Origin of the sequence: Streptomyces pactum (genome assembly GCF_016031615.1) — a bacterium.
In the GTDB taxonomy this organism is placed as follows: domain Bacteria; phylum Actinomycetota; class Actinomycetes; order Streptomycetales; family Streptomycetaceae; genus Streptomyces; species Streptomyces pactus.
Genome location: NZ_JACYXC010000001.1, coordinates 5,925,387 through 5,947,897, shown reverse-complemented (window position 1 = coordinate 5,947,897; position 22,511 = coordinate 5,925,387). Strand labels below are relative to the sequence as shown.

At 75.1% G+C, this 22,511-nt stretch carries 17 protein-coding genes and 1 pseudogene; 3 read left to right on the top strand and 15 right to left on the bottom strand.

Annotated features, from left to right (window positions below; genetic code table 11):
- Window positions 1-8: 8 nt before the first annotated feature.
- From IHE55_RS23370 to IHE55_RS23335, 8 genes are all read right to left on the bottom strand, one after another.
- Window positions 9-671 (bottom strand): ABC transporter ATP-binding protein, encoded by a 663-nt coding sequence (locus IHE55_RS23370; RefSeq protein WP_197990818.1) that lies wholly within the window; start codon window positions 669-671, stop codon window positions 9-11.
- Window positions 664-1,767, bottom strand: a complete 1,104-nt coding sequence (locus tag IHE55_RS23365; protein WP_372442778.1) for an ABC transporter ATP-binding protein — start codon at window positions 1,765-1,767, stop codon at window positions 664-666. The genes IHE55_RS23370 and IHE55_RS23365 overlap by 8 nt, the downstream gene beginning before the upstream one ends.
- On the bottom strand, window positions 1,749-2,600 hold the full coding sequence (locus IHE55_RS23360; protein ID WP_197990817.1) for an ABC transporter permease: 852 nt from the start codon (window positions 2,598-2,600) through the stop codon (window positions 1,749-1,751). Before IHE55_RS23360 ends, IHE55_RS23365 begins: the two co-directional genes overlap by 19 nt.
- The gene (locus IHE55_RS23355) at window positions 2,593-3,558 is read right to left on the bottom strand and encodes an ABC transporter permease (protein WP_197992193.1); all 966 of its coding nucleotides are present in this window, start codon (window positions 3,556-3,558) and stop codon (window positions 2,593-2,595) included. The genes IHE55_RS23360 and IHE55_RS23355 overlap by 8 nt, the downstream gene beginning before the upstream one ends.
- A gap of 23 nt (window positions 3,559-3,581) precedes the next feature.
- Window positions 3,582-5,180, bottom strand: coding sequence for an ABC transporter substrate-binding protein (locus tag IHE55_RS23350; RefSeq protein WP_197990816.1), 1,599 nt, complete (start codon window positions 5,178-5,180; stop codon window positions 3,582-3,584).
- Between the two features lie 538 nt (window positions 5,181-5,718).
- A complete protein-coding gene (locus tag IHE55_RS23345) occupies window positions 5,719-7,014 on the bottom strand; it encodes an ABC transporter substrate-binding protein (RefSeq protein WP_197990815.1) in 1,296 nt (431 codons plus the stop codon).
- On the bottom strand, window positions 7,014-7,928 hold the full coding sequence (locus IHE55_RS23340) for a carbohydrate ABC transporter permease (protein ID WP_197990814.1): 915 nt from the start codon (window positions 7,926-7,928) through the stop codon (window positions 7,014-7,016). The genes IHE55_RS23345 and IHE55_RS23340 overlap by 1 nt, the downstream gene beginning before the upstream one ends.
- A complete protein-coding gene (locus IHE55_RS23335) occupies window positions 7,925-8,749 on the bottom strand; it encodes a carbohydrate ABC transporter permease (RefSeq protein ID WP_372442720.1) in 825 nt (274 codons plus the stop codon). Before IHE55_RS23335 ends, IHE55_RS23340 begins: the two co-directional genes overlap by 4 nt.
- A 374-nt stretch (window positions 8,750-9,123) precedes the next feature.
- Here IHE55_RS23335 and IHE55_RS23330 point away from each other — a divergent pair, with 374 nt between their 5' ends.
- Window positions 9,124-10,041 (top strand): phosphotransferase enzyme family protein, encoded by a 918-nt coding sequence (locus IHE55_RS23330; protein WP_197990813.1) that lies wholly within the window; start codon window positions 9,124-9,126, stop codon window positions 10,039-10,041.
- Between the two features lie 12 nt (window positions 10,042-10,053).
- Here the strand turns inward: IHE55_RS23330 and IHE55_RS23325 are convergent, their stop codons facing one another.
- The 7 genes and pseudogenes from IHE55_RS23325 to IHE55_RS23295 all read right to left on the bottom strand — a co-directional run bounded on the left by IHE55_RS23325 (window position 10,054) and on the right by IHE55_RS23295 (window position 17,051).
- Complete coding sequence (locus IHE55_RS23325; RefSeq protein WP_307826794.1) at window positions 10,054-10,698, bottom strand: TIGR03086 family metal-binding protein; 645 nt, start codon at window positions 10,696-10,698, stop codon at window positions 10,054-10,056.
- Window positions 10,699-10,830: 132 nt separating this feature from the next.
- Complete coding sequence (locus IHE55_RS23320; protein ID WP_197990812.1) at window positions 10,831-11,559, bottom strand: 3'-5' exonuclease; 729 nt, start codon at window positions 11,557-11,559, stop codon at window positions 10,831-10,833.
- 83 nt (window positions 11,560-11,642) lie between these two features.
- A complete protein-coding gene (locus IHE55_RS23315) occupies window positions 11,643-12,611 on the bottom strand; it encodes a hypothetical protein (RefSeq protein WP_197990811.1) in 969 nt (322 codons plus the stop codon).
- 259 nt (window positions 12,612-12,870) lie between these two features.
- The gene (locus IHE55_RS23310; RefSeq protein WP_197990810.1) at window positions 12,871-13,230 is read right to left on the bottom strand and encodes a VOC family protein; all 360 of its coding nucleotides are present in this window, start codon (window positions 13,228-13,230) and stop codon (window positions 12,871-12,873) included.
- A 219-nt stretch (window positions 13,231-13,449) separates the two neighbouring features.
- Window positions 13,450-14,694 carry a DUF5919 domain-containing protein gene (locus tag IHE55_RS23305; RefSeq protein WP_197990809.1) on the bottom strand — a complete coding sequence of 415 codons (1,245 nt, stop codon included), beginning with the start codon at window positions 14,692-14,694 and terminating at the stop codon, window positions 13,450-13,452.
- 87 nt (window positions 14,695-14,781) lie between these two features.
- Window positions 14,782-16,154: pseudogene (locus tag IHE55_RS23300) on the bottom strand (copper amine oxidase).
- 93 nt (window positions 16,155-16,247) lie between these two features.
- A complete protein-coding gene (locus IHE55_RS23295) occupies window positions 16,248-17,051 on the bottom strand; it encodes a Tat pathway signal sequence domain protein (RefSeq protein WP_197990808.1) in 804 nt (267 codons plus the stop codon).
- A 241-nt stretch (window positions 17,052-17,292) separates the two neighbouring features.
- Between IHE55_RS23295 and glgX the strand changes: the two genes are divergently transcribed.
- Window positions 17,293-19,422, top strand: coding sequence for a glycogen debranching protein GlgX (gene glgX, locus IHE55_RS23290; protein ID WP_197990807.1), 2,130 nt, complete (start codon window positions 17,293-17,295; stop codon window positions 19,420-19,422).
- Between the two features lie 106 nt (window positions 19,423-19,528).
- The gene (gene treY / locus IHE55_RS23285) at window positions 19,529-22,297 is read left to right on the top strand and encodes a malto-oligosyltrehalose synthase (protein WP_197990806.1); all 2,769 of its coding nucleotides are present in this window, start codon (window positions 19,529-19,531) and stop codon (window positions 22,295-22,297) included.
- Window positions 22,298-22,511 lie beyond the last annotated feature (214 nt).

Here is a 22,511-nt window from a genome sequence, read left to right as displayed (position 1 = left end):
CCGCGCGCTCAGGCGGCGGGGACCACCTCGCGCCAGTGCAGGGTGCGGTCGCACCAGCGGTTCAGCAGCACCGCGTCGTGGCTGACCGCGAGCAGGCCGGCGCCGTGCTCGCGGCGGTAGTCCTCCACGGCGGCGACCAGCGCGGCGGTGGTGGACGCGTCCAGCATGGAGGTCATCTCGTCGCACACCAGCCAGCGGGGCCGCAGCACCAGCGCCCGGGCGACGCAGGCCCGTTGCAGCTGGCCGTCGCTGACCTGGTGGGGGCGGCGCTCCAGCAGGTCCTCGCCCAGGCCCACGTCGTGCGCGAGCGCGGGCACCCGCTCGGCCACCAGGTCGCGGCGGCCGGTGGCGCGCAGCGGCTCGGCGATCAGGTCGCCGAGGGTGAGGCGGGGGTCGGCGGACAGCCGTGGGGACTGGAAGACCACCCCGACGGCGGTGCGCAGCTCGCGGGGGGCGCGGTGGCGCCAGCGGGTGACGGTGGTGCCGTCCAGCCGGACGGTCCCGGACTCCGGGCGGTGCAGCAGGGCGGCGATTCGGGCCAGGGTGGACTTGCCGCAGCCGCTGGGCCCGAGCAGGCCGACCGACTCGCCGGGCGTGACGGTGAGGGTGGCGCCCCGGACGGCCGGCGCGCCGCGGCCGTATCCGGCGGTGACTGCGTGGAGTTCAAGCACGGGCGGCCACCTGGTCGTCGGAGTGCGGGTGGAGACAGGCGACGCCCCCGTCGAGGGCGGGCGGGGCATCGGCGCACCCGGCACCGGCCCGGGCGCAGCGGGGCGCGAAGGCGCAGCCGGCCGGGAGGTCCCCCAGCTCCGGCGGCATCCCGGGGATCGGGGTGAAGTCCCGGTCCGGCAGGGCGTTCAGCAGTCCCCGGGCGTAGGGGTGGCGGGGGCCGGGGCTGCCGAAGAAGGCCCCGGCGGGGCCGAGTTCCACGATCCGGCCGGCGTACATCACCGCCACCCGGTCGGCGATGCGCTCGGCGGCGGCGAGGTCGTGGGTGATGAGCAGCAGGGCGCGGCCGTCGTCGGTGTGGCGGCGCAGCTCGTCCACGGTGCGGGTCACCAGGTCGCGGTCGAGGCCGGTGGTCGGCTCGTCGGCCAGGAGCAGCGGGGCGTCGCCGATGAGCGCCAGCGCGGTGGCGGCGCGCTGGGCGAGGCCGCCGGACAGCTCGTGCGGGTACCGGTCGAGGTGGTCGGCGGGGAAGGCGGCGCGGCCGGCCGCGTCCTCGGCGGCGGCGGGCAGCTCCCGGCGGCCGGTGCCGCGCAGTGCGCGCAGCGTCTCGTACAGGTGGGCGCGGACGGTGCGCACCGGGGTCAGGTGGGCGGCCGGGCTCTGCGGCACCAGTCCGACCCGGCGGCCGCGTACGGTGCGGGCGAGGTCCCGCTCGCCGGCGGTCACCAGGTCGATGACCGCACCGCCGGCCGGGTCCGGGCCCGGTCGGGGGGCCTGTGCGGTCCCGGTGGCCTCGACGGCCTCGGCGGCCTCGGCGGTCCCGGTGGGGACCGTTCCGGCGGACGCGGCGCCGGCCCCGTACAGCAGCGCCGATCCGGACACCGTGGCGTTGCGGGGCAGCAGGCCCAGCAGCGCGGAGGCGAGGACCGACTTGCCGCAGCCGCTCTCGCCGACCAGGGCCAGGCACTCGCCGGGGGCGAGGTCGAAGGTGGCGTCGGTGACGGCGGCGATCCGCCGGCCGCCGGGCATCCGGAAGCCGACGGTCAGGCCGCGCACCGAGAGCACGGGGGTGGTCGTGGTCACAGCGTCAGCTCCGATCGGCGGCGCGGGTTGAGCCGGTCGCGCCAGACACCGGCGAGGCCGGCGAACGCCAGGGTGGGGATGACGAGGAAGAGGCCGGGGAAGAGGGTGGGCCACCAGTCCCCGGCCAGCAGCGAGCCGCGGCCGGTCTGCACCAGGTTGCCGAGGCTGGCCTGGTGGGTGGGCAGGCCCAGGCCCAGGAAGGAGAGGGCGGACTCGTGCCACATGGCGTGCGGGATCATCAGCACGGCGGCCAGCCCTGCCTGTGGCAGCACGGCGGGCACCAGGTGGCGTACGGTCACCCGCCACCGCGAGGCGCCGCCGGAGATCGCGGCGTCGATGTGCGGCCGGGTTCGCTGGGAGAGCACCTCGGAGCGGATGATGCGGGCGGTGGACAGCCAGTGGGTGAGCGCCACCGAGACCACCACCGGCCACACCCCGGGCCGGAACATGGCCACGATGAAGATGCCCAGCAGCAGGTGGGGCACCGAGCTGAAGGCGTCCACCAGCCGCATCAGCAGCCGGTCCGCCCAGCCGCCGAGGGCGCCGGCGGCGGCGCCCACCGCGGTGCCCACCACCGTCGCGGCGAGCGCGGCGACCACCCCGACCAGGAGCGACACGCGCAGCCCGTAGACGCAGCGCAGCAGCAGGTCGCGGCCGACGTGGTCGGTGCCGAAGGGGTGCTCCCAGGACGGCGGGAGGAGCTTGGCGGACAGGTCCACCGACTGCTGGTCGAGCTGGACCAGCGGCGGGACCAGCAGCACGGCGAGCGCCACCGCGGCCACGATGGTGCCGCTCAGCCACAGCCGCAGCCGGGCCCGGCGGTCCGCGGTCTCCAGTGGTTCAGCCATCGAATCCCACCCTGGGGTCGGCGAGCCCGTACAGCAGGTCCGCGAGGAGGTTGCCGAGCAGGACGGCGGCGGTGGCCAGCACGGTGAGCGCGGCCAGCAGCGGGAAGTCCACCGCGGTGGCCGCCTCCACGGTGGCGGCGGCGATGCCCGGCCAGCTGAAGACGGTCTCCACCAGCAGGGCGCCGGTGATGAGTTCGGGGATGCGGGAGCCGATGAGGGTGAGCACCGGCAGCATGCCCGAGCGCAGCGCGTGGCCGAGGAGGACGGTGCGCTCGCCCAGGCCGCGGGCGCGGGCGCCGCGCACCGGGTCCTCGTCCAGGGCGTCGGCGACGCCCTGCCGGACGTAGAGGAAGAACCAGGGCAGCTGGGTGAGGGCGAGCACGGTGGCCGGCAGCACCAGGTGTTCGGCGACCTCGCCGAAGGTGACGGTGGTGCTGGCGGTGTCGGTGAGGCCGCCGGCCGGGAGGGTGTCCAGTTCCAGGGCGAACAGCCAGATGGCGAGCAGGCCCAGCCAGAAGGCGGGCACCGCCTCCAGGGTGTAGGCGGCGCCGGTGGTGAGCCGGTCCAGCCAGCCGCCGCGCCGGCGGGCGGCGAGCACGCCCAGGCAGGTGCCCAGCACGATGGCGAGGGCGAAGGCGGTGGCGGCGAGCAGCACCGACCAGCCCAGCCGCTCGCCGATGACGTCGGCGACCGGGCGGCGCATCACGCTGGAGTCGCCCAGGTCGCCGGTGAGGGCCGAGCCGAGCCAGTTCCACCAGCGGGTGGTGAACGGCTCGTCCACGCCCAGGTTGGCGCGGAGCTGGTCGAGGTTCTCCTGGCTGGCGGTGAGCCCGGCGGTGCCGGCGTACGCCTTGACCGGGTCGAACGGGGACGCCTCGGCGACCGCGAAGACGGCGAAGGAGACGGTGAGCAGGACCGGGACGGCGAGCAGCAGCCGCCGCCCGGCCAGCCGGGCCATCGCCCCCCAGGGCAGCGGACGGGTCACTTCTTCGGCTTCCAGTCCTCGACGTTCCACCAGGGCCCGGAGGCCAGGCCGTGGTCGTGCGGCTCGACCTGGGTGGTCAGGCCCTGCCAGCGGTCGGCGAGGACGTAGACGTGGTCGATGTGGGTGAGGAAGGTGTAGCCGGGGTTCTTCAGCAGCTCGCGCTGGATGGTGTCGTAGGCGGCCTTGCGGGCGGCCTTGTCGCCGCTGCGGCGGCCGTCCTCCAGGGCCTTGTCCACCGTGGGGTTGTCGTACCAGGCCATGTTGTTGAAGCCGTCCCCGGCGAGGTCCGACTTGAGCAGGGTGTACTGGTCGAAGTCGGGGTCGGCGGGCGCGCCGCCGCCGGCCAGCACCGCGTCCTGCTTCATCCGGGGCTCGATGACCTCCCAGGTGCCGGCCTGGGTGGTGATGTCGATGCCGGCCTTCTTGGCGTCGGAGGCGTAGGCCAGGGCGTGGTCCTGGCGGAGCCGGTCCCCGGCGAGGTACCACAGCGGGAAGGCGGCGCGGACGCCGTTCTTCACCCGGATGCCGTCCTTGCCGCGCTTCCAGCCGGCCTCGTCGAGGATCTTCTCCGCGCGGACCGGGTCGTGGCGGCGCTCGGTGCCCTTGGCGAACCAGGGGCTGTCGGTGGGCACCGGCCCGTAGGCGGGCTTCCCGGCGCCGTCGAGGATCTTGTCCACCATCGCCTGCCGGTCCACCGCGACGTCCAGGGCGCGGCGGATCGCCAGGTCGCCGGTGACCTTGTTGTGGGTGGGGAGGGTGACGGTGCGGTAGTCGTAGGTGGTGGCGGTGTAGGTCTTCCTGCCGTCCTCGTCGGCGAAGCCGCGGGCGAGGGCCGGCGGCAGGATGGCGCCGTCGAGGTCACCGGCGCTCAGCCGGGTGGCGCGGACGTCGTCGTCCTTGATGATCGCCATGGTGAACTTCTTCACCGCCGGCGCGCCGCCCCAGTAGCGGGGGTTGGCCTTGAAGGTGAGCTTCTCGCCGCGGGACCACTGGGTGAGCAGGTACGGGCCGGTGCCGACCGGGTGCGTGGAGAAGTCACCGGAGTTGACGTCCTGCCCGGACAGGATGTGCTCGGGGACGATGGGCAGCACGGTCCGCTCGGCGAACGGCGCGTAGGGGTACTTGAGGGTGAACACCACGGTGTGCGGGTCGCGCGCGGTGACGGAGGCTATCGCGTCGAGTTCGCCCTTGGAGGGGTTGTTGGTCTTCTCGTCCAGGATGGTCGTGTAGGTGTACACGACGTCCTCGGCGGTGAAGGGCTTGCCGTCGCTGAAGGTGACGCCCTCGCGGAGCCGGTAGGTGTAGGTGCGTCCGTCCTCGCTCACGGTGGGCAGCTCGGCGGCGAGCGCGGGCCGCAGGCGCATGTTCTCGTCGAGGGCCAGCAGCCCGTCGAAGATCTTGGAGTTGCCGTCCTTGCCGTAGCCCAGGAGCGGGTTGAGCGTGTCCGGCTCGTAGGCGATGCCCACGACCGCGGAGTCCTTGCCGCCGGAGCCGGCGCCGTCGGCGCCGCCCGGGTTGGAGCAGGCCGTGGCGGCCACGGCGAGCGCGGCGGCGAGCGCCACGGCGGTGATACCCCGTACGGATCCGGTGGTCATCCCGGCCACACCCTTCATGAAGATCCCATGCTGTTGCGAGCGATTTGCAATTAAACAACATGTAGGAGGGTGCTGTCTGCGGGCAGTCCTTACCGGATTCCGCCGCCGGCGCGGGCCCGTACGGCGGCGGCCGGTGCGGGGAAGGCCCGGTCGGCGGGGGCCGGTGCGGCGCAGGTCCGTGCGGCGCAGGTCCGGTGCGGCGCCGGTTCGGTCGGCGGAGGCCCCTGCGGTGGCGGCCCGTGCGGCGGCGGCCCGGTCGGTGCGGTGCCACGGGGACCCGGCACCGTGGGCCGGACCGGGCGGGAGGGCCGGCGGGCGGAGGCGCGGCCGGGCAGGGACGCCGGGCGGCGCAGCGCGAGCCGGGACCGGGCAGGGCCCGCGCCAGCCGGAGGCCGGGGCGGGGCAGCCGGGGTCCGGGAGCGGAACGGCCGATCCCGGGACCGGACCGGAACCGGGCCGGAGGCCGGGGCGGGGGCGCACCGCAGGCGACGGCCCCGCGCCCGCCCCGGCCCGCGGCACCGGCACCGCGGGCCGGCCGTCAGCGCTGGTACCGCTTGAGCACCAGGTTCCCGTCCCGCTCCAGCTTCCGGCGGAGCGTGTCGTCGTCGATCGCGCCGCTGTAGTACTCCTGGAACGCCGGGGTGGCGATCTTGTCCTTCCACTCCTGGTAGCCGCGCACCGACTGCGCGGGGGCGGGGCGCAGGTGGCGGGCGAGGGCGGTGCCGGTGGCCCAGCCGTACCGGGCGGTGTGCAGCGCGGGGTCGGCGAGCGCCCGCCGCCCGGTGGGCAGCATCCAGTCGCCGAGCGCCAGCCGGACCATGTTGCGGGGCCGCAGCAGGAAGTCGATGAAGGCGGCGGCCTCCTTCTTGTACGGGCAGTCCTCGGCGATGGAGAGGGTCTGCGGGCTGACGCCCTGCCGCTGGTTCCCGTCCGGCCCGGCCGGCGCCGGGAGCACCGTCCAGCGGAAGCCGGCCGGTGCCTGCTGGGCGATCTGCTGCCGGTAGGAGAAGCCGAGCGGCACCATCGCGTACCTGCCCGCGAAGAAGCCGGGCAGGGTGTCGGAGCCGCCCATGCCCAGGGTGCTGCGGGCGGCGGAGCGGTCGGCGTTGACCTGGTCGCGCACCAGGCGCGGCACCCGCAGCTCGGCGGCGCCGCACCGGATGGTGACCTTGCCGCCGGTGTCCTGGTGGAAGAGCCGGCCGCCGGCGGACAGCGAGAGGTTCAAGGTGGCGGAGACCGGCTCCTTCAGCGGCCAGGCCACCCCGTACCGGCCGCGTCCGGTCAGCTCGCGGGCCGCCGCGGCGAACTCGTCCCAGCTCCACGGCCGCGCGGCGGTGGGCACCCGCACCCCGGCCCCGGCGAGCAGGTCCCGGTTGGCGACCAGGACCCGGGGCTCGACCAGGAACGGCACCCCGTGGATGCCGCCGCCGAAGGTGGCGGTCCGCCAGCTGTGCTCGGGGATGTCCTCCCGCAGCCGGGGGGAGAGCAGCCCGGTGAGGTCGGCGAGGTGGCCGCCGTGGGCGAAGTCGGCGAGGTCGTCGGAGGCGTCGTGGATGACGTCCGGCGCCTCGCCGCCCTCGAAGGCGGTCAGCAGCTGGTCGTGCACCCCGTCCCAGCTGCCCTGGACGTACTCCACCCGGATCCGGGGGTGGCCGGCGTTCCACTCCGCCACCAGCTCCTTGGTCGCCGCGACCGACTCCTGCTGCCAGGCCAGCGACTGGAAGCGCAGGGTCACCGAGCCGTCGGGGGCCCGGCGCCGCTCCCGGGCGCAGCCGGGCAGCGCGGCGGCGGTCGCGGTCGCGGCGGCGGCGGCCAGTAGGGTGCGGCGGCGCATCAGTGCTTCACCGCCCCGGCGAGCATCCCGCCGGTGATCCGGCGCTGGATGACGGCGAACAGCAGCAGCGAGGGGAGGGTGGCCAGCAGCGACGCCGCCGCCAGCGGCCCGAGGTCGGCCACCCCCTCGGCGCCGAGGAAGTGGGTGAGCACCACCGGCATCGTCTGCTTCTCGGGGGACTTCAGGAGGACCAGGGCGAAGAAGAACTCGTTCCAGGCCGTGATGAAGGCGAACAGGGCGGTGGCCGCGATGCCCGGCGCGAGCAGCGGCACGGTGACCGACACCAGGGTGCGCAGCCGGCCCGCGCCGTCCACGGCGGCGGCCTCCTCCAGCTCCGGCGGCAGCGCCCGCGCGTATCCGGTGAGCATCCACAGGGCGAACGGCAGCGACCAGGTGACGTAGACCAGGACCAGCCCGGCCATGGAGTCGATCAGCCGCAGCTCCTTGAGGATGAGGAAGAGCGGGATGATGAGCAGCACCAGCGGGAACGCCTGGGAGACCACCACCCAGCCGGTCGCGGCCCGGCTGAGCCGGTTGCGGTGGCGGGCCAGCACATAGGCCGCCGGCACCGCGACGGCCACCGCGATCAGGGCGGCGCTGCCGGCCGCCAGCAGGCTGTTGCCGGCCGCCCGCAGCAGCGGCTGCTCGTCGAACGCCTGCCGGAAGTTGTCCCAGGTGGGGTGGTCGGGGATCCACTCCGGGTGCAGGGTGGCCAGCTCGCGCGGGGGCTTGAAGGCGGTGGAGACCAGCCACAGCAGCGGGAAGGCGAGGAAGACCAGATAGCCCAGCAGGGCCAGGTACTGAGCGGTGCGGCCGGCCCGGCGCCGCAGCACGAGCCCGGCCGGCGGCCGGGACGCGGGGGCCGTCGCCGGCCGCCGCCGGGCCTCCCCCGGAGTACGTGGTCCGGCTCTCATGTGTCACGTCCCTTCAGCCGGCCGGCGAGGAAGACCGCGAGCAGCACCGAGACCACCGCGACCAGGACGCAGCCCATCGCCGCCGCGTAGCCGAACTGCCCGTAGCGGAACGCCTCCTCGTAGGCGAAGAGCATCGGCAGCCGGGTGCGCCCGCCGGGGCCGCCGTTGGTGAGCACGTACACCAGGGCGAAGGAGTTGAGGTTCCAGATGAAGGCGAGCGCGCCGATCGCCAGGGCCACCGGGCGGATCGCCGGCCAGGTGACGGTGGTGAACCGCCGCCACGCCCCGGCGCCGTCGATGGCGGCGGCCTCGTGCAGCTCCCCCGGCACGTTCTGCAGGCCGGCCAGCAGCGCCACGGTGGTCTGCGGCATGCCGGCCCAGATGCCGACCAGGATGACGGCCGGCAGCGCGCTGCCCAGGCTGCCCAGCCAGTCCCGGTCGGTGCCCAGGGTCTCGTTGAGGATGCCGGCGTCGGGGTGGTAGACCAGCCGCCACATGATGCCGACGACCACCTCCGGCATCGCCCACGGCACGATGGCCAGCACCCGGGCCAGCCACCGGAACCGCAGCCGCCCGCTGAGCAGCAGCGCCAGCCCGAGGGAGAGCAGGAACTGCGGCACGGTCACCCCGGCGGCCCACAGCAGGCCGGTGCGGAAGGACTCCCAGAACAGGGTGTCCTGCCGCAGGTCGGTGAAGTTGAGCAGGCCGATCCACTCGGTGGGCTCGGTCCGGCCGGACTGGGCGTCGGTGAAGGCCAGCGCGATGCCGTACACCAGCGGGGTGACGCTCAGGACCAGGATGGGGATGAGCACGGGCAGCACCAGGAACCAGGTCCCGGCATCGCCGCGCCGGCCGGGCCTCCCGCCGCGGCCCGGGGGCGCCGGTAAGTCCTTCCGCCGGGCACGGTCCCGCCGGTCCCGCCACCGGGTCGGGGCGGCCGGTTCCGGTGCGGCCGGCGCGGCGGCCGGGGCGGGCGCGCGCGGGTCGGTCCGGTCACCGGGGGGTGGATCCCCCGAAGGACGCAGCACGGCAGGGCCCTCCTCACGGGCGCGCGGACACGGTACGGGTGGTGCGGGCGCCTGTGATCGAGGCCCCCGTCATCGTGCTGAGCCCCGGTGGCCGAGTCAAGCGTCACGCGAGTTCCGCGAGGTGCGAGACTGTTCCGGATCGACCGGCGGGGCAGGAGAGGTACGAGGTGACGGACGGGACCGACGCGGCATTCACCGAGGCGCGGGCACGGCGGGTGCTCGCGGCGGCGCTGTCGCTGCCGCGGGGCGAGGAGGTGCCGGCGCGGTTGCTGGCGCTGGGCGAGAACGCGGTCCTCGCCGTGGAGCGGCCCGGACGCCCGGGGCTGGTGGCGCGGATCGGCCGCACCGACGACGCGCCGGTGCGCGAGCGCGCGGAGCGTGAGATCCGGGTCGCCCGGTGGCTCGCCGAGCAGGGGGTGCCCGCGGTGCGGCCGGCCGACGACGCCGACCGGCCACTGGTGTGCGACGGCCATGTGGTCACCTTCTGGGAGCAGCTGCCCGCGGCGGTCCGGCCGGCCGGACCGCGGGACCTGGCGGAACTGCTGCTGCGGGTGCACGCACTGCCGCCGGCCCCGGTCCCGCTGCCGGGCCGGGACCTGCTGGGCGGGGTGGAGCGCTGGCTGCGGCTGGCGGGCGACGCCGTCGATCCGGCGGACGCGGCGTATCTGCGGGCGCGCCGGGACGACTTCGCCGCCGCGGCGGCCGGGCTGACCCCGCACCTGGCACCGGGCGTCATCCACGGCGACGCGCTGCCGCGCAATGTGCACGTGGGCCCGGACGGGCCGGTCCTGGTGGACCTGGAGACCTTCGCCACCGATCTGCGGGAACACGACCTGGTGGTGATGGCACTCTCCCGGGACCGGTACGGCCTGGACCCGGCCGGCTACGACGAGTTCGTCGCGGTGTACGGCTGGGACGTACGGGAGTGGGAGGGCTGCGCGGTGCTGCGCGGCGCCCGCGAGACGGCCAGCTGCGCCTGGGTGGCCCAGCACGCCCCGGGGAACCCGGCCGCGCTCGCCGAGTTCCGGCGCCGTGTCGCCTCCCTGCGGGAGGGCGACACGGCGGTGCGCTGGTACCCGTTCTGACCCGGGGCCGGGTCAGCCGGCGGACCAGGAGGGGTCCCGGCCGCTGAGCCCCAGGGCCCGCTCGAACGGCGGCGCGCCGGCGGGCACCGGGACCCTCGGGCCGAACAGCCCTTCGGTGCCCTCCTCGCTCGCGGACTCGGTGAGCAGCGCCAGGATCGCCTCGACGCTCGCCGGGTCCGGCTCGTAACGCTGCCCGGTGGCTCGGGCCAGGTCCCAGCCGTGCAGGATGAGTTCGTCCAGGCCGAAGAGGCCGATCCGGTGCGCGGGCAGGGTCACCCCGCCGACCTCCGTGATCCCCTCCCAGGCGGCCGGGTCGCGCCAGGCGTCCACCAGCTCGTCCAGCCGCCGGGGCAGCAGCTCCCGCCAGCGGGGGTCCAGGGCGTCGGCCGAGGCCAGGCCCGGCCCCGCGGGCGCCTCCCCCGGTGCCGGCGGCGGCGTGCTCTTCTCCGCGGCGTGACGGAACGCCAGGGTCAGACCCATGAGGTGGTCCAGCAGCGCGGCCACCGGGTACGCGGCGCACGGCGTGGGTGCCGTCAGCAGGTCGTCGGGGATGCCGTCCAGCAGCGCGGCCACCCGCGCAGCGGCGGGGGACAGGTCCACCGGGGCGCCGGGCGGGGTGCCGGGCTCCGGGGTGGTGGTGCGGTCGTCGTCGGTCACCGGGGTTCTCCTTCGGTCGGTCCTCACCGGTGAGGACCGGCCGGCCGCCCGGAACTCATCGGCCGGGGCGGTCCCGGTGCCGGTCCGGTCCGTCCGCGCCACCGCCCCGGGCGCCCGGACCGCGCCGCCGGTTCAGCGGTGGCCGGCCACCGTCTCGGTGTCGCGCAGCGGCCAGCTGCCGTCCACCACGGCCCCGGGGTCGCCCTTGCCGCGCAGCCAGCTCTGGAAGTCGGCGGCCCACTGCGCGTACCAGGCGATCTGCTCGCGGTGCAGCTCCCAGGGCGACAGCCGGGCCACCCGCTCATGGGTCTCGGCCACCGCGCAGGCCAGCCGGGCGGCCGCCAGCGCGTCCGCGCCGGCCTCGTGCGCCCCGGTGAGGACCACGCCGTACACCTCGCAGACCGCCTCCAGGGTGCGCTTGCCGCGCCGGTAGCGGTCCACCGCCCGGTCTATGGTCAGCGGGTCGACGACCGGGCCGGTCTCCGCGCCGCCCAGCCGCTCGCTGAGCGGGCGCAGTCCGTACCGGTTCAGCTCGGCGGCGAGCAGGCTGAGGTCGAAGGCGGCGTTGTAGGCCACCACCGGGGTGCCGGCCCGCCAGTATCCGGCGAGGGTGTCCGCGACCTCGTCGGCCACCTCGCGGGCCGGGCGGCCCAGTGTCGAGGCGCGCTCGTCGCTGATGCCGTGCACGGCGACCGCGTCCGCCGGGATGGGGACGCCGGGGTCGGCCAGCCACTCCCGCCGCCCGACCGGCTCCCCCTTCTTCACCTCGACCACCGCCGCCGTCACGATCCGCGCCGTGGCCGGGTCGGTGCCCGTGGTCTCCAGATCGAAGCCGATCAGCAACTCCCGGTGCCACCCCATAGCGGCCCTCCATTCACCCGAATTCCCCCGGTTGCGATTCAGCCTCGCACGGCCCACTGACAACGTGCCCGGCCACCGCCGGACTACGCCGGGGCCCGCACCTCGTCGCGGATGGTGTCCACCCGCTTGGCGATCGACTCCAGGTCCACCGACGAGGCGGGCTTCCCCACCGACGAGGCATCGACGAAGAGCACCGCCCCGAGCGTGGTGGAGTCGGCCCACACGCAGGTGGGCACCGGGAACTTCTGGCCGGCCTGGGTCTTCATCAGCACCGCGCAGGTCATCGGTTCGTCCGAGCCGGCCGGGGTGATCTGCCGCGGCTCCACGCCGACCGCGGTGCCCTGGGCCTCCTGGGTGCCGTCCATGAAGTCGCTCTCGGCCTGGTCCGGGTCGTCGATGCGCCCGGTGTAGCCGGTGTACACCAGCTGCTTGGTGCCGGCCGCGGTGGCGTACTGGGCGCCGACGCCCGTGACGTCGTGCATGTTGTAGCCGTTGCTGGGGACCTGGGACTTCAGGGTGTCGGTGAGGTCCTGGCCCTTGGTGTAGGTGCCCTTCTCCAGCGACTCCGGCAGGATCAGCTTGTAGCTGCCGGTGCCGCCGGACGGCGTGGCGGAGGCCGTCTCCTCGGGGCTCGGCCCGGTGCTGGGCGTGCCGGTGCCCCCGTTGGCGGTCGGCGTCGGCTTGTCGTCGGCCTTCTCGTCCTTGTCGTCACCGCCGTTCATGGCGATGAGCACCCCGCCGAGCACCACGCCGACGGCCACCAGGGCGCCGATGGCGATGGCGAGCTTCTTGCGGTTGGTGTTCCGCGGCGGCGGGGGCGGCGCGCCCCATCCACCGCCCCCGCCGTAGGGCTGCGGCTGCTGCGGCGCCCCGGGCGGCGGGGCGTAGGGGCCGGGCTGCGGGGTGCCGGGCTGCTGCGCGTACGGGTTGGGCTGCGCGTAGGGGCCGGGCTGGGCGTACGGGTTCGGCTGCGCGTAGGGGTTGGGCTGCGGCCCGCCGCCGGGGTGGCCGCCGGGGCCCGGCTGCTGGGGCTGCTGTGGAGGGACAGTCATACCGGAGACTTTTTCACACCGCGGCGGGCCCGGTGCCGCCCGCCCCTGGCCCGGGCCGGCCCCAGGACGCGGGCCCCGCCGGCGCGGGGGCGCGGGGGTGCGGGCGGCACCGCCGCGGATCGTGGCCGGCGGTCCCGCAGCGGGCCCCCCGCGACGCCCGCTCGGCGCGGGGCACGGGCGGCGCGGAGCACGGTCCCGCCCGGCAGTGACCACCGGGCGGGGCCGGCAACGGGCCGGACGGGCCACCGCGCGGGACCGGCTACGCCGTCCGCCGCCGGTGGGTCAGCACGTTGACCACGCGGCCGTTGGGGTCCCGGACGAAGAACCGGCGCACCCCCCACTCCTCATCCCGCAGCGGGTGCACGATCTCCGCGCCGCGCTCCCGCAGCACCGCGTACACCGCGTCCACGTCCTCCACCTCGACACTCATGTCGGGCACCACGGGGGCGGTGCGGTCCTCGGTCATGAAGGAGACCTGGGCCGCGGGGTTGTCCGGGGAGGCGAGCGTCACGACCCAGCCGAGGTCCATCACCTCCTCGAACCCCAGCAGACCGTAGAAGTCCCGGCTCTCCTCCATGGCCTCGGTACGGATGTCGGGCATCACACGACGGATGGTCACGGGCAGCTCCTGCGGTCCGGACGGTCAGGTCCCGGGCATTGTCCCCCGCGGACGGCGCCCGGCGGGGCGGACTCCGCCGTTCCCGGACGGCCCGCACGGACCGCGCCGCTCCCGGGCGACCCCCACGGAACGCCGCTCCGGGGGAAGCACCGTTGCCGGACGGCCCGTTCCCGGGGCGGCACCGTCCCCGGGCGCCGCGTTGCCCGGCCGGCGCCGCGCTCAGGACACCGGCCGGGAATCCGCCCAGACGCTCTCGAACTCCTCCCGGTAGACGGCGAACAGCCCGCCGTCGTCCTCCGAGCGGCCCTCGCGCACCACGCCCCTGCCCAGGCCGCCGCCGCGCAGCACCAGCACCGGGGCCTCGATGCCGCGCGCCTTGCGCAGGTACGTCTGGACCACCGCGAGGCCGTCGCTGCCGTCGCCGTTGACCAGGTAGGCGGTGAAGCGGGGGGTCTCGTCGAAGACGTGGATCTCGAAGGCGTCCGGGTCCCGCAGCCGGGCCCGTACCCGGCGCATGTGCAGGATGTTCATCTCCACCGACCGGCTCATCTCCCCCTTCTTCAAACCCAGTTCGCGCTCGCGGCGGCGGACCGCGCTGCTGGCCGGGTTGAGGAAGAGCAGCCGGGCGCGGCAGCCGGCCTCGGCGAGCCGGACCAGGCGGCGGCCGGAGTAGTTCTGGACCAGCAGGTTCAGGCCTATGCCCACCGCGTCGAGGCGGCGGGCGTCACCGAACAGGTCCTCGGCGGGCAGCTGGCGCTGGAGCCGCACCCGGTCCGGGTGGACGCCCACCACGTCGGCGTACCGGTCGCCCACCAGGTCCTCGACGGCGTCGATGGGCAGCCGGTCGGCGGACGGCACCGCCGCTCCCCCGCCGAGGATCTCCAGCAGGCGGGCGGCGGCCCGTTCGGCCTGGGCGAGCACCGCCTGGGACAGCGCGCGGTTGCGGGAGACGACGTTGCGGGTCACCTCCAGCTCGTCCAGGGCCAGTTCCAGGTCCCGGCGGTCGTCCAGGTACGGCTCGAAGCACGGCCAGTGCTGCACCACCAGCTCCCGCAGCTGCGGCAGGGTGAGGAAGCTGAGGACGTTGTCGTCGGCCGGGTCGAGCAGGTAGCCCTTGCGGCGGCTGACCTCCCGCACCGCGACCGCGCGCTGCACCCACTCCTGGCCGGCCGGACCGGCCGCGGCCACCACCCAGTCGTCGCCGTGCACCGGCTCGTAGACGGGCCGGAGCACGGCGGCGACGACCGCGCGCAGCCGCTGTTCGACGAGGTTCAGCCAGATGTAGGCGCGGCCGGCCCGGCGGGCCCGGGTGTGCACCTCCGTCCACGCCTCCGCGCCCCAGTCCAGCTCCGCGCCGATCTCCACCGGTCGTGCCAGGGACACGGCGCCGGGCGGCGTGCCGGTGGCACCGTCACCTCCGGGACCTGGGTCACCAGGGGGCAGCTCCAACCCGCCCGAACTCACCTTGCACCGCCTTCCGCCCCCGTCCAACGATCACCGCAGACTACTGCGCGGGCGGAGGCGGTGCATCACGATCGATCGACCTGTCGGTCAACGGGCCTGTTCGGTGTGGCCGTTGTGCGAGGACAGCTCCGGCGGCGTGAGCGGATTCATAGCGGTGACGTCCCTCGGCGCGAGCTGGAAACCCTGCCAGTGGACCGGCATCGGCTCCTGGTCCTCGTCGCGGGCGATGTGGTGGAACCCGATGTTGACCCAGACCACCGGGTGCTTGAGCGTCTGGCCGTTCACCCACTTGTCCACGCTCTTGCCGCCGTTGGGGCCGCAGTCGCGGATGTTGTGGCTGGCGAACTGCTCGCACTTCTTGTACTCGGTGACGTACACGTCGTGCTTGGTGTAGGGGCGGCCCTGGTACTTGGTGGTGTGTCCGGGCACGATCTCGTACGACCGGGGGTGGCCGTCCTTGTTCTTGCCCTTGGCGGACACCACCCGCCACCAGCGTCCGCCGACCGCGTCCCCGGCCAGCTCCTTGGTGATCTTGGTCCGGGTGGTCTTGGTCTTCGGCAGCTGGCCGGCGGCCTGGGTGGTCTTGGAGTCGTACTGCTCGATCCGGCCCTCGGGGGAGCCGTCGAGGCCGAAGTTGAGCCGCCAGAAGACGTTGTGGCTGTGGCTGGTGGCGTAGTCCTTGGCGCCCTTGCCGATCGGCCAGCCGCGGCCGTCGCCGGCGTCGTAGTCCATCGGGGAGAGCGTGCCGGTGGCGCCGACCTGCATGGTCATGGTGCCGTCGCCGGAGAAGCGCCACTCGGTGATGTACTCGTACCAGCCGACCTGGTTGACGGTGTAGACCAGCAGGTCCTTGCCCTGGGCCTGGAAGACCTTGCCGGGGCGCTCCCCCGCCATCCGGTAGGCGTGGCCGCGGGCGCGGGTGGTGGTGCACAGGCCCTTGACGTTGGGGTGGGCGGGGTCCCAGGCGCCGGGCACCTTGACGGTCTTGATGGTGCCGCCGGGGCACTCGGCCGGGTCCAGCTGCTGGAGTCCCTGGGCGAAGCCCTGGCCGGTGAGGTCGTCGTACTCCACGTTCCCGTCGTCATAGGGGACGTGGATCTGGGCGAGCTTGGCGGTGGAGAGCACCTTGATCGGGTTGCGCTCGCCCTTGGGCTGGTAGGAGATGTCGTCCAGGACCAGTCCGGCGTTGGACTCGTAGTGCCAGCACATGCGCCAGACGGTGCCGCCCTCCAGCTTCTGCTCGATGCGGTAGGCGCTGCCGCAGGCGGCGGCGGGGGGCGGGGGCCCGGGTGGGGCTCTTGGCGGTGGCCGGGGCCTTGGCGGTGCCGGGGGGCCTTGGCGGTGGCGGAGGCCGGGACGGCGGCCACGGCCGCGGCGCCGAGCAGCACCGCGGCGCCCAGCGAGGCCGCGGTGCGCCGCCGGGCGGGCCGGGGAGAGGTGGAATCGGCGAGGACACGCATGGCGGGTCTCCTGTGCGGAACGGGCGCACACCGCGCGCCGCACGAGGCGTACGGGTGTGCGAAGTGGAGGGTGGCTGGGTGGACGCGGGCCGGCTACAGCCGAGCCACGGTCCGGTCGCTCAGGTCGATCACCAGCTGCCGGACGTCGATCCAGGGACCGTTGACGACCCGGGTGAAGAGGCGGACGCAGCGGTGTTCGCCGCACTCGGCGAGCCGCGCCGGGCCCGGGTTCTCGGCGTCCACCCGGTAGACGAACCCGGTGACGGTCAGCTGGCCGGGGCCGGTCAGCTCCTTGCCGGTGGCGTCCCGGTAGTCCTGCTTCAGACCGCTGCCCAGCGGGTCGGCGATGAGCAGCCGGGCGGCCTCGCGGACCTCCTCGCCGCTGGGCGGGGGCTGCACGCCGCGCTGGGTGTCGGTCCGCTCCACCTTGCCGGAGTCCAGATCGACGGTGCGGGTGATGTAGGTGTCGTCCTCGTAGTCGTAGTACCGCACCTCGGCGCGGCGCGGCGGGTTCGCCGAGGCTGCCTCCCGCGGGGACAGCTCCGCGAGGTCGGCGGCGAGCGGCTGCGGTCCCGGCTTGCCGTGGACGTTCTCCCCGTCGGCGCGGAAGGTGCCGGTGGTGGCGATCCGCTCGGCGCGCCGCAGTTCGTCGTCGGTGAGCGGATCGCGGCCGGCCCCCCGGGGCCCCTGCCGCGGCTCGTCCTCCACCACCGCGGGCCCGGCGGTGTCACCGCCCTGCCCGGTGACGGTCCCCTGCCGCGCGGCGGACGCGGTGCCGCTCTGGCTGCCGGACGCCTCGCCCGGCAGTGTCACGGCGACCATCACCGCGGTGGCCGTCGCCGCGACGGCGGCTCCGGCTATCGCCTTCCCCAGGTGACGGCGGTCCAGTATGCGCACATCTACCCCCAAGCCCCCCGTATACCAGAAAAAACCGCGCACCTGCACGTTCGTGACATCAGGTGCACGAGGTCACCCGGTAGGACGAACCCATGTGGTCGTAGGTTGCCTCCCTTCTGAGGAAGATCCGGTGAAAGCGGCGCCAGGGGGGACCAGTTGGGGTGACGATGCCCGTTCACCGGGGGCCGCGAGGTCCTGGCGCCTCCCGCGGCGCGTGGAGCAGAAGTGGAAGAGTCGAACCATGCAGGTCTGGCCGGGACAGGCTTATCCCCTGGGCGCCACCTACGACGGCGCCGGAACCAACTTCGCGGTGTTCTCCGAGGCCGCCGAGCGGATCGAGTTGTGCCTGCTGCACGACGACGGGTCCGAGACCGTGGTGGAGCTGCGCGAGAACGACGCCTTCGTGCGCCACGCCTATCTGCCGGGCGTCATGCCCGGGCAGCGGTACGGCTTCCGGGTGCACGGCCCCTACGAGCCGGAGCAGGGCCACCGGTGCAACGCCGCGAAGCTGCTGCTCGACCCCTACGCGAAGGCGATCAGCGGCCGCGTCTCCTGGGGCGAGGAGGTCTACGGCTACCACTTCGGCCGGCCGGAGACGCGCAACGACCTGGACTCCGCCGGGCACACCATGGCCTCGGTGGTGGTCAATCCGTACTTCGACTGGGGGAACGACCGCCCGCCGCGGACCGACTACCACCGCACGGTCATCTACGAGGCCCACGTCAAGGGCCTGACGATGCTCCACCCCCGACTGCCGGAGGAGCTGCGCGGCACCTACGCCGCGCTCGCCCACCCGGCGATCATCGAACACCTGACGGAACTGGGCGTCACCACCCTGGAACTGATGCCGGTGCACCAGTTCGTCCACGACCACCGGCTGGTGGACGCGGGGCTGGCCAACTACTGGGGCTACAACACCATCGGGTTCTTCGCCCCGCACAACGCCTACGCCTCCTGGGGCGACCGCGGGCAGCAGGTGCTGGAGTTCAAATCGGCGGTCCGGGCCCTGCACCAGGCGGGCATCGAGGTCATCCTGGACGTGGTCTACAACCACACCGCCGAGGGGAACCACCTGGGGCCCACGCTCTCCTTCCGGGGCCTGGACAACGCCTCCTACTACCGGCTCACCGAGGACCCCCGGTACTACATGGACACCACCGGCACCGGGAACTCGCTGCTGATGCGGAGCCCGCACGTGCTCCAGCTGATCATGGACTCGCTGCGGTACTGGGTCACCGAGATGCGGGTGGACGGGTTCCGGTTCGACCTCGCCGCGACGCTGGCGCGCCAGTTCCACGAGGTGGACCGGCTCTCCTCGTTCTTCGACCTGGTGCAGCAGGACCCGGTGGTCAGCCAGGTGAAGCTGATCGCCGAGCCGTGGGACCTCGGCGAGGGCGGCTACCAGGTGGGGAACTTCCCGCCGCTGTGGACCGAGTGGAACGGCAAGTTCCGCGACACCGTACGGGACCTGTGGCGCGGCGAGCCCCGCACCCTGGCCGAGTTCGCCTCCCGGCTGACCGGGTCCTCCGACCTGTACCAGGGGGACGGGAGGCGCCCGCTGGCCTCGGTCAACTTCGTCACCTGCCACGACGGCTTCACCCTGCGCGACCTGGTCAGCTACGACCGCAAGCACAACGAGGCCAACGGCGAGGACAACCACGACGGCGAGAACCACAACCGGTCGTGGAACTGCGGGGCGGAGGGCGAGACCGAGGACCCGGAGGTGCTGGACCTGCGCGGCCGGCAGATGCGGAACTTCATCGCCACCCTGATGCTCTCCCAGGGCGTGCCCATGGTCAGCCACGGGGACGAGTTCGGCCGGACCCAGCGCGGCAACAACAACGCCTACTGCCAGGACAACGAGCTGTCCTGGGTGCACTGGCCGGACCCGACCGACGAGGCCGGCGCGACCGCGCTGGAGCTGCTGCACTTCACCCGCTCGCTGATCTGGCTCCGGCGTGACCACCCGGTCTTCCGGCGCCGCCGCTTCTTCCACGGCCGCCCGGTGGAGGGCACCCACGACGAGCTGTCCGATATCGCCTGGTTCACCCCCGAGGGCGAGGAGATGCGGCAGCGCGACTGGCAGGCGGCGCACGCCAAGGCGCTCACCGTCTTCCTCAACGGCAGCGCGATCTCCGAACCGGGCCCGCGCGGCGAGCGCATCACCGACGACTCGTTCCTGCTGCTGTTCAACGCCCACCACGAGCCGATCGACTTCACCGTGCCGGTGGACCACGGCAAGCAGTGGCAGGTCATCGTGGACACCGCGGTGCCCGGCGGGGTGGAACCGGGCAGCGGCCGGAAGGTCGGCGCGGGCGACCGGCTGACCCTCCGCGACCGCAGCCTGACGGTGCTGCGCCGGCCGGCCTGACCACCCGGCGGGTATCCGGCCGCACCCGGGCGGCCGGATACCCGCATCCGGGTGCATGCGCGCCGCCGGGCCCCGGCGCCCGCGCCCCGCGGGTACCCATCCCGGCATGACGCCCGATCGCCCCGCCGCCGCCCCCGCCGGCCGCGCCCCGCACACCGCCGGCCCTGACCCCGCCGGCCGGGGCGCCCGGCGGGACGGCCCGCCGACCGCCACCTACCGGCTCCAGCTCCAGCCCGGCTTCCCGTTCGCGGCGGCGCGCGAGGCCGTCCCGTACCTGGCCGCCCTCGGCGTCTCCCACCTGCACCTGTCCCCGGTGCTGGAGGCGGTGCCGGGCTCCACCCACGGCTACGACGTGGTGGACCACGCGGCGGTCCGGGGTGAGCTGGGCGGCGAGGAGGGGCTGCGGGAGCTGGCCGCCGCCGCGCACGCCCACGGGCTCGGCCTGGTGGTGGACGTGGTGCCCAACCACATGGCGCTGCCGGCCCCCGAACGGCTCAACCGGCCGCTGTGGGAGGTGCTGCGGGACGGGCCGTCCTCCCGGTACGCGCGGTGGTTCGACATCGACTGGACCCGGCACGGCGGCCGGGTGCTGCTGCCGGTGCTCGGCGGCCCGCTCGGCGAGGAGCTGAAGCACCTGACCGTGGCCGGGGACACCCTCCGGTACCACGACCACGTCCTGCCGCTCCGCCCCGGCACCCGGGAGCTGCCGCTGCCGGAGCTGCTGCGCGCCCAGTGGTACCGGCTGGGCTGGTGGCGGCTGGCCCGTACCGAACTCAACTACCGGCGGTTCTTCACCATCTCGGAGCTGATCGCGGTACGGGTGGAGGACCCGGAGGTGTTCGGCGCCACCCACGCCAAGCTGCTGGAGCTGGTCGCGGACGGGGTGATCGACGGGCTCCGGGTGGACCACCCGGACGGGCTGGCCGACCCGGGTGGCTATCTGCGGCGGCTGGCGCGGGCCACCGGCGGCCGGTGGACGGTCGTGGAGAAGATCCTCGCGCCTGACGAGACGCTGCCGGCCGGCTGGCCGGTCGCCGGCACCACCGGGTACGACGCCCTGCACCGCCTCGACGGTCTCTTCGTCGATTCCCGCGGCCTGGCCGTACTGGACCGGGCGCACCGCTCCTTCACCGGCCTCGCCGAGGACCTGGGCGGCACCTGGCCGGCCACCGTCCGCCGGTCCGCCCGCCAGGTGGTCAGCCGGGACCTGGCTGCCGAGGTGGAGCGGCTGGTGCGGTGCGCGGAGCGGATCTGCGAGGCCGCGCCCCGCCCGCCGGACCACGCGCCCTGGGCGCTGCGCACCGCCGTCCGGGAACTGCTGGTGCGGCTGCCGGTCTACCGGCCCTACACGGCCGCCGGCCGCCCCGCGGACCCGGGTGACGCCGCGCTGCTCCGGGCCGCGGCCGAGGGGGCGCGGGCCGCGTTCACGGTCCGTGAGGAGGCGCGGGCGGTGGACACCGTACGGGACGCGGCGCTCGGCCGGCTCGGTGACGGCCCGGCACAGCGCGAGTTCTGCGCCCGGTTCGCGCAGACCGCCGCCGCGCTGCGCGCCAAGTCCGTCGAGGACTCGGCCTTCTACCGCCACACCCCGCTGCTCTCGGCCGCCGAGGTGGGCGGCGATCCGGGCGGGCCCGCGGTGACGGTCGACGGCTTCCACGCGTACTGCGCCCGGACCGCCCGCCACCACCCGCTCACCGGCACCGTGCTGACCACCCACGACACCAAGCGCAGCGCCGACGTACGGGCCCGGCTGGCGGTGCTCACCGAGCTGCCGGACCGCTGGGCACGGGTGCTCGACGAGGTGGTCCGGGCCGCCGGGGAGGCCGGCGCGGTGGCACCGGACGCCCAGCTGGCGTGGGTGGCCTGGCAGACCGCGCTGGGCCTGGGCCCGGCGGAGACGGTCCCCGAGCGGCTGGTGCCGGCGGTGCTGAAGGCGGTGCGGGAGGCCGGGGTGCGCACCACCTGGACCGAGCCGGACACCGAGTACGAGGACGCGGTGGCCGCGTACTGCGCCGCCGGCCCGTGCGGGGCGCCGGGGGTGCGCGGCCCGCTCATGGCGTTCGAACGGGAGCTGGCGGCGCCGGCCCGGGCCAACACCCTGGGGGCCACGCTGCTGCACCTGACGATGCCGGGGGTGCCGGACCTCTACATGGGCACCGAGCTGCCCTACTTCGCCCTGGTCGATCCGGACAACCGGCGGCCACCCCGGTTCGCCCCGGACGCGCTCGCGGCGCCGGGCGCCGCGGAAGGCGCGGGAGCCCCGGCGGCGGGCCCGGGCCGGGGGCGGTGGTTCGGGGGCGGCGGGGCCCGGATCGGCGGGCGGTGGTTCGGCGGGGCCGGCGGAGGCCGCGGGGGGCGCCGGGCCGGCGGGGGACGGCCGGGCCCGGGCCGGCGGCAGCGGGCCGGCGGGGGACGGCCCCGGGGACACCGGGCCGACGGGCGGCCATCCCGGAGCCACCGGGCCGGCGAACGCGTTGGCGAGGGAGAAGCTGCTGGTCACCACGGCCGCGCTGCGGCTGCGTCGGCGCCACCCGGAGTGGTTCGGCGCGGACGGCTCCTACACCCCGGTCGAGGCGGAGGGCCCGGCCGCGGCGCACTGTGCGGCGTTCGCCCGCGCGGGCTCCGCGATCACCGCCGTCACCCGGCTGTCGCTGCGGCTGGCCGAACGGGGCGGCTGGGCCGGGACCGTCCTGCCGCTGCCGCCGGGACGCTGGCGGGACCTGCTCACCGGCCGGGTCGCGGCGGGCCGCACCCCGCTCGCCGGGGTCTTCGCCGAACTGCCGGTGGCCCTGCTGGTCCGCGAGGAGCCGTTGGAGGGCCGTCGACCGTGAGCGACGGTGGCGTGCGGCCGGGGCCGCCGGACCCGTGGCGGTGAGGCCGGGGGCGTACAGCCGGGGGGCCATGAGCCCGGCCGCCGGACCCGAGGCCCCGGACCCGGGCCGCACAGCCGGGGGCAGGGGCCGGCGGTCGTGTTACTCGGGTCCGGGGACGCCTGCGGCCCGATCCGGCATGCCGTGGGCCGGGGGGTCGGCCCGGCCCGCACGCCCGGACACCGGCCCACCCGCCGGACACCGGTCCAGCGGCGGGCA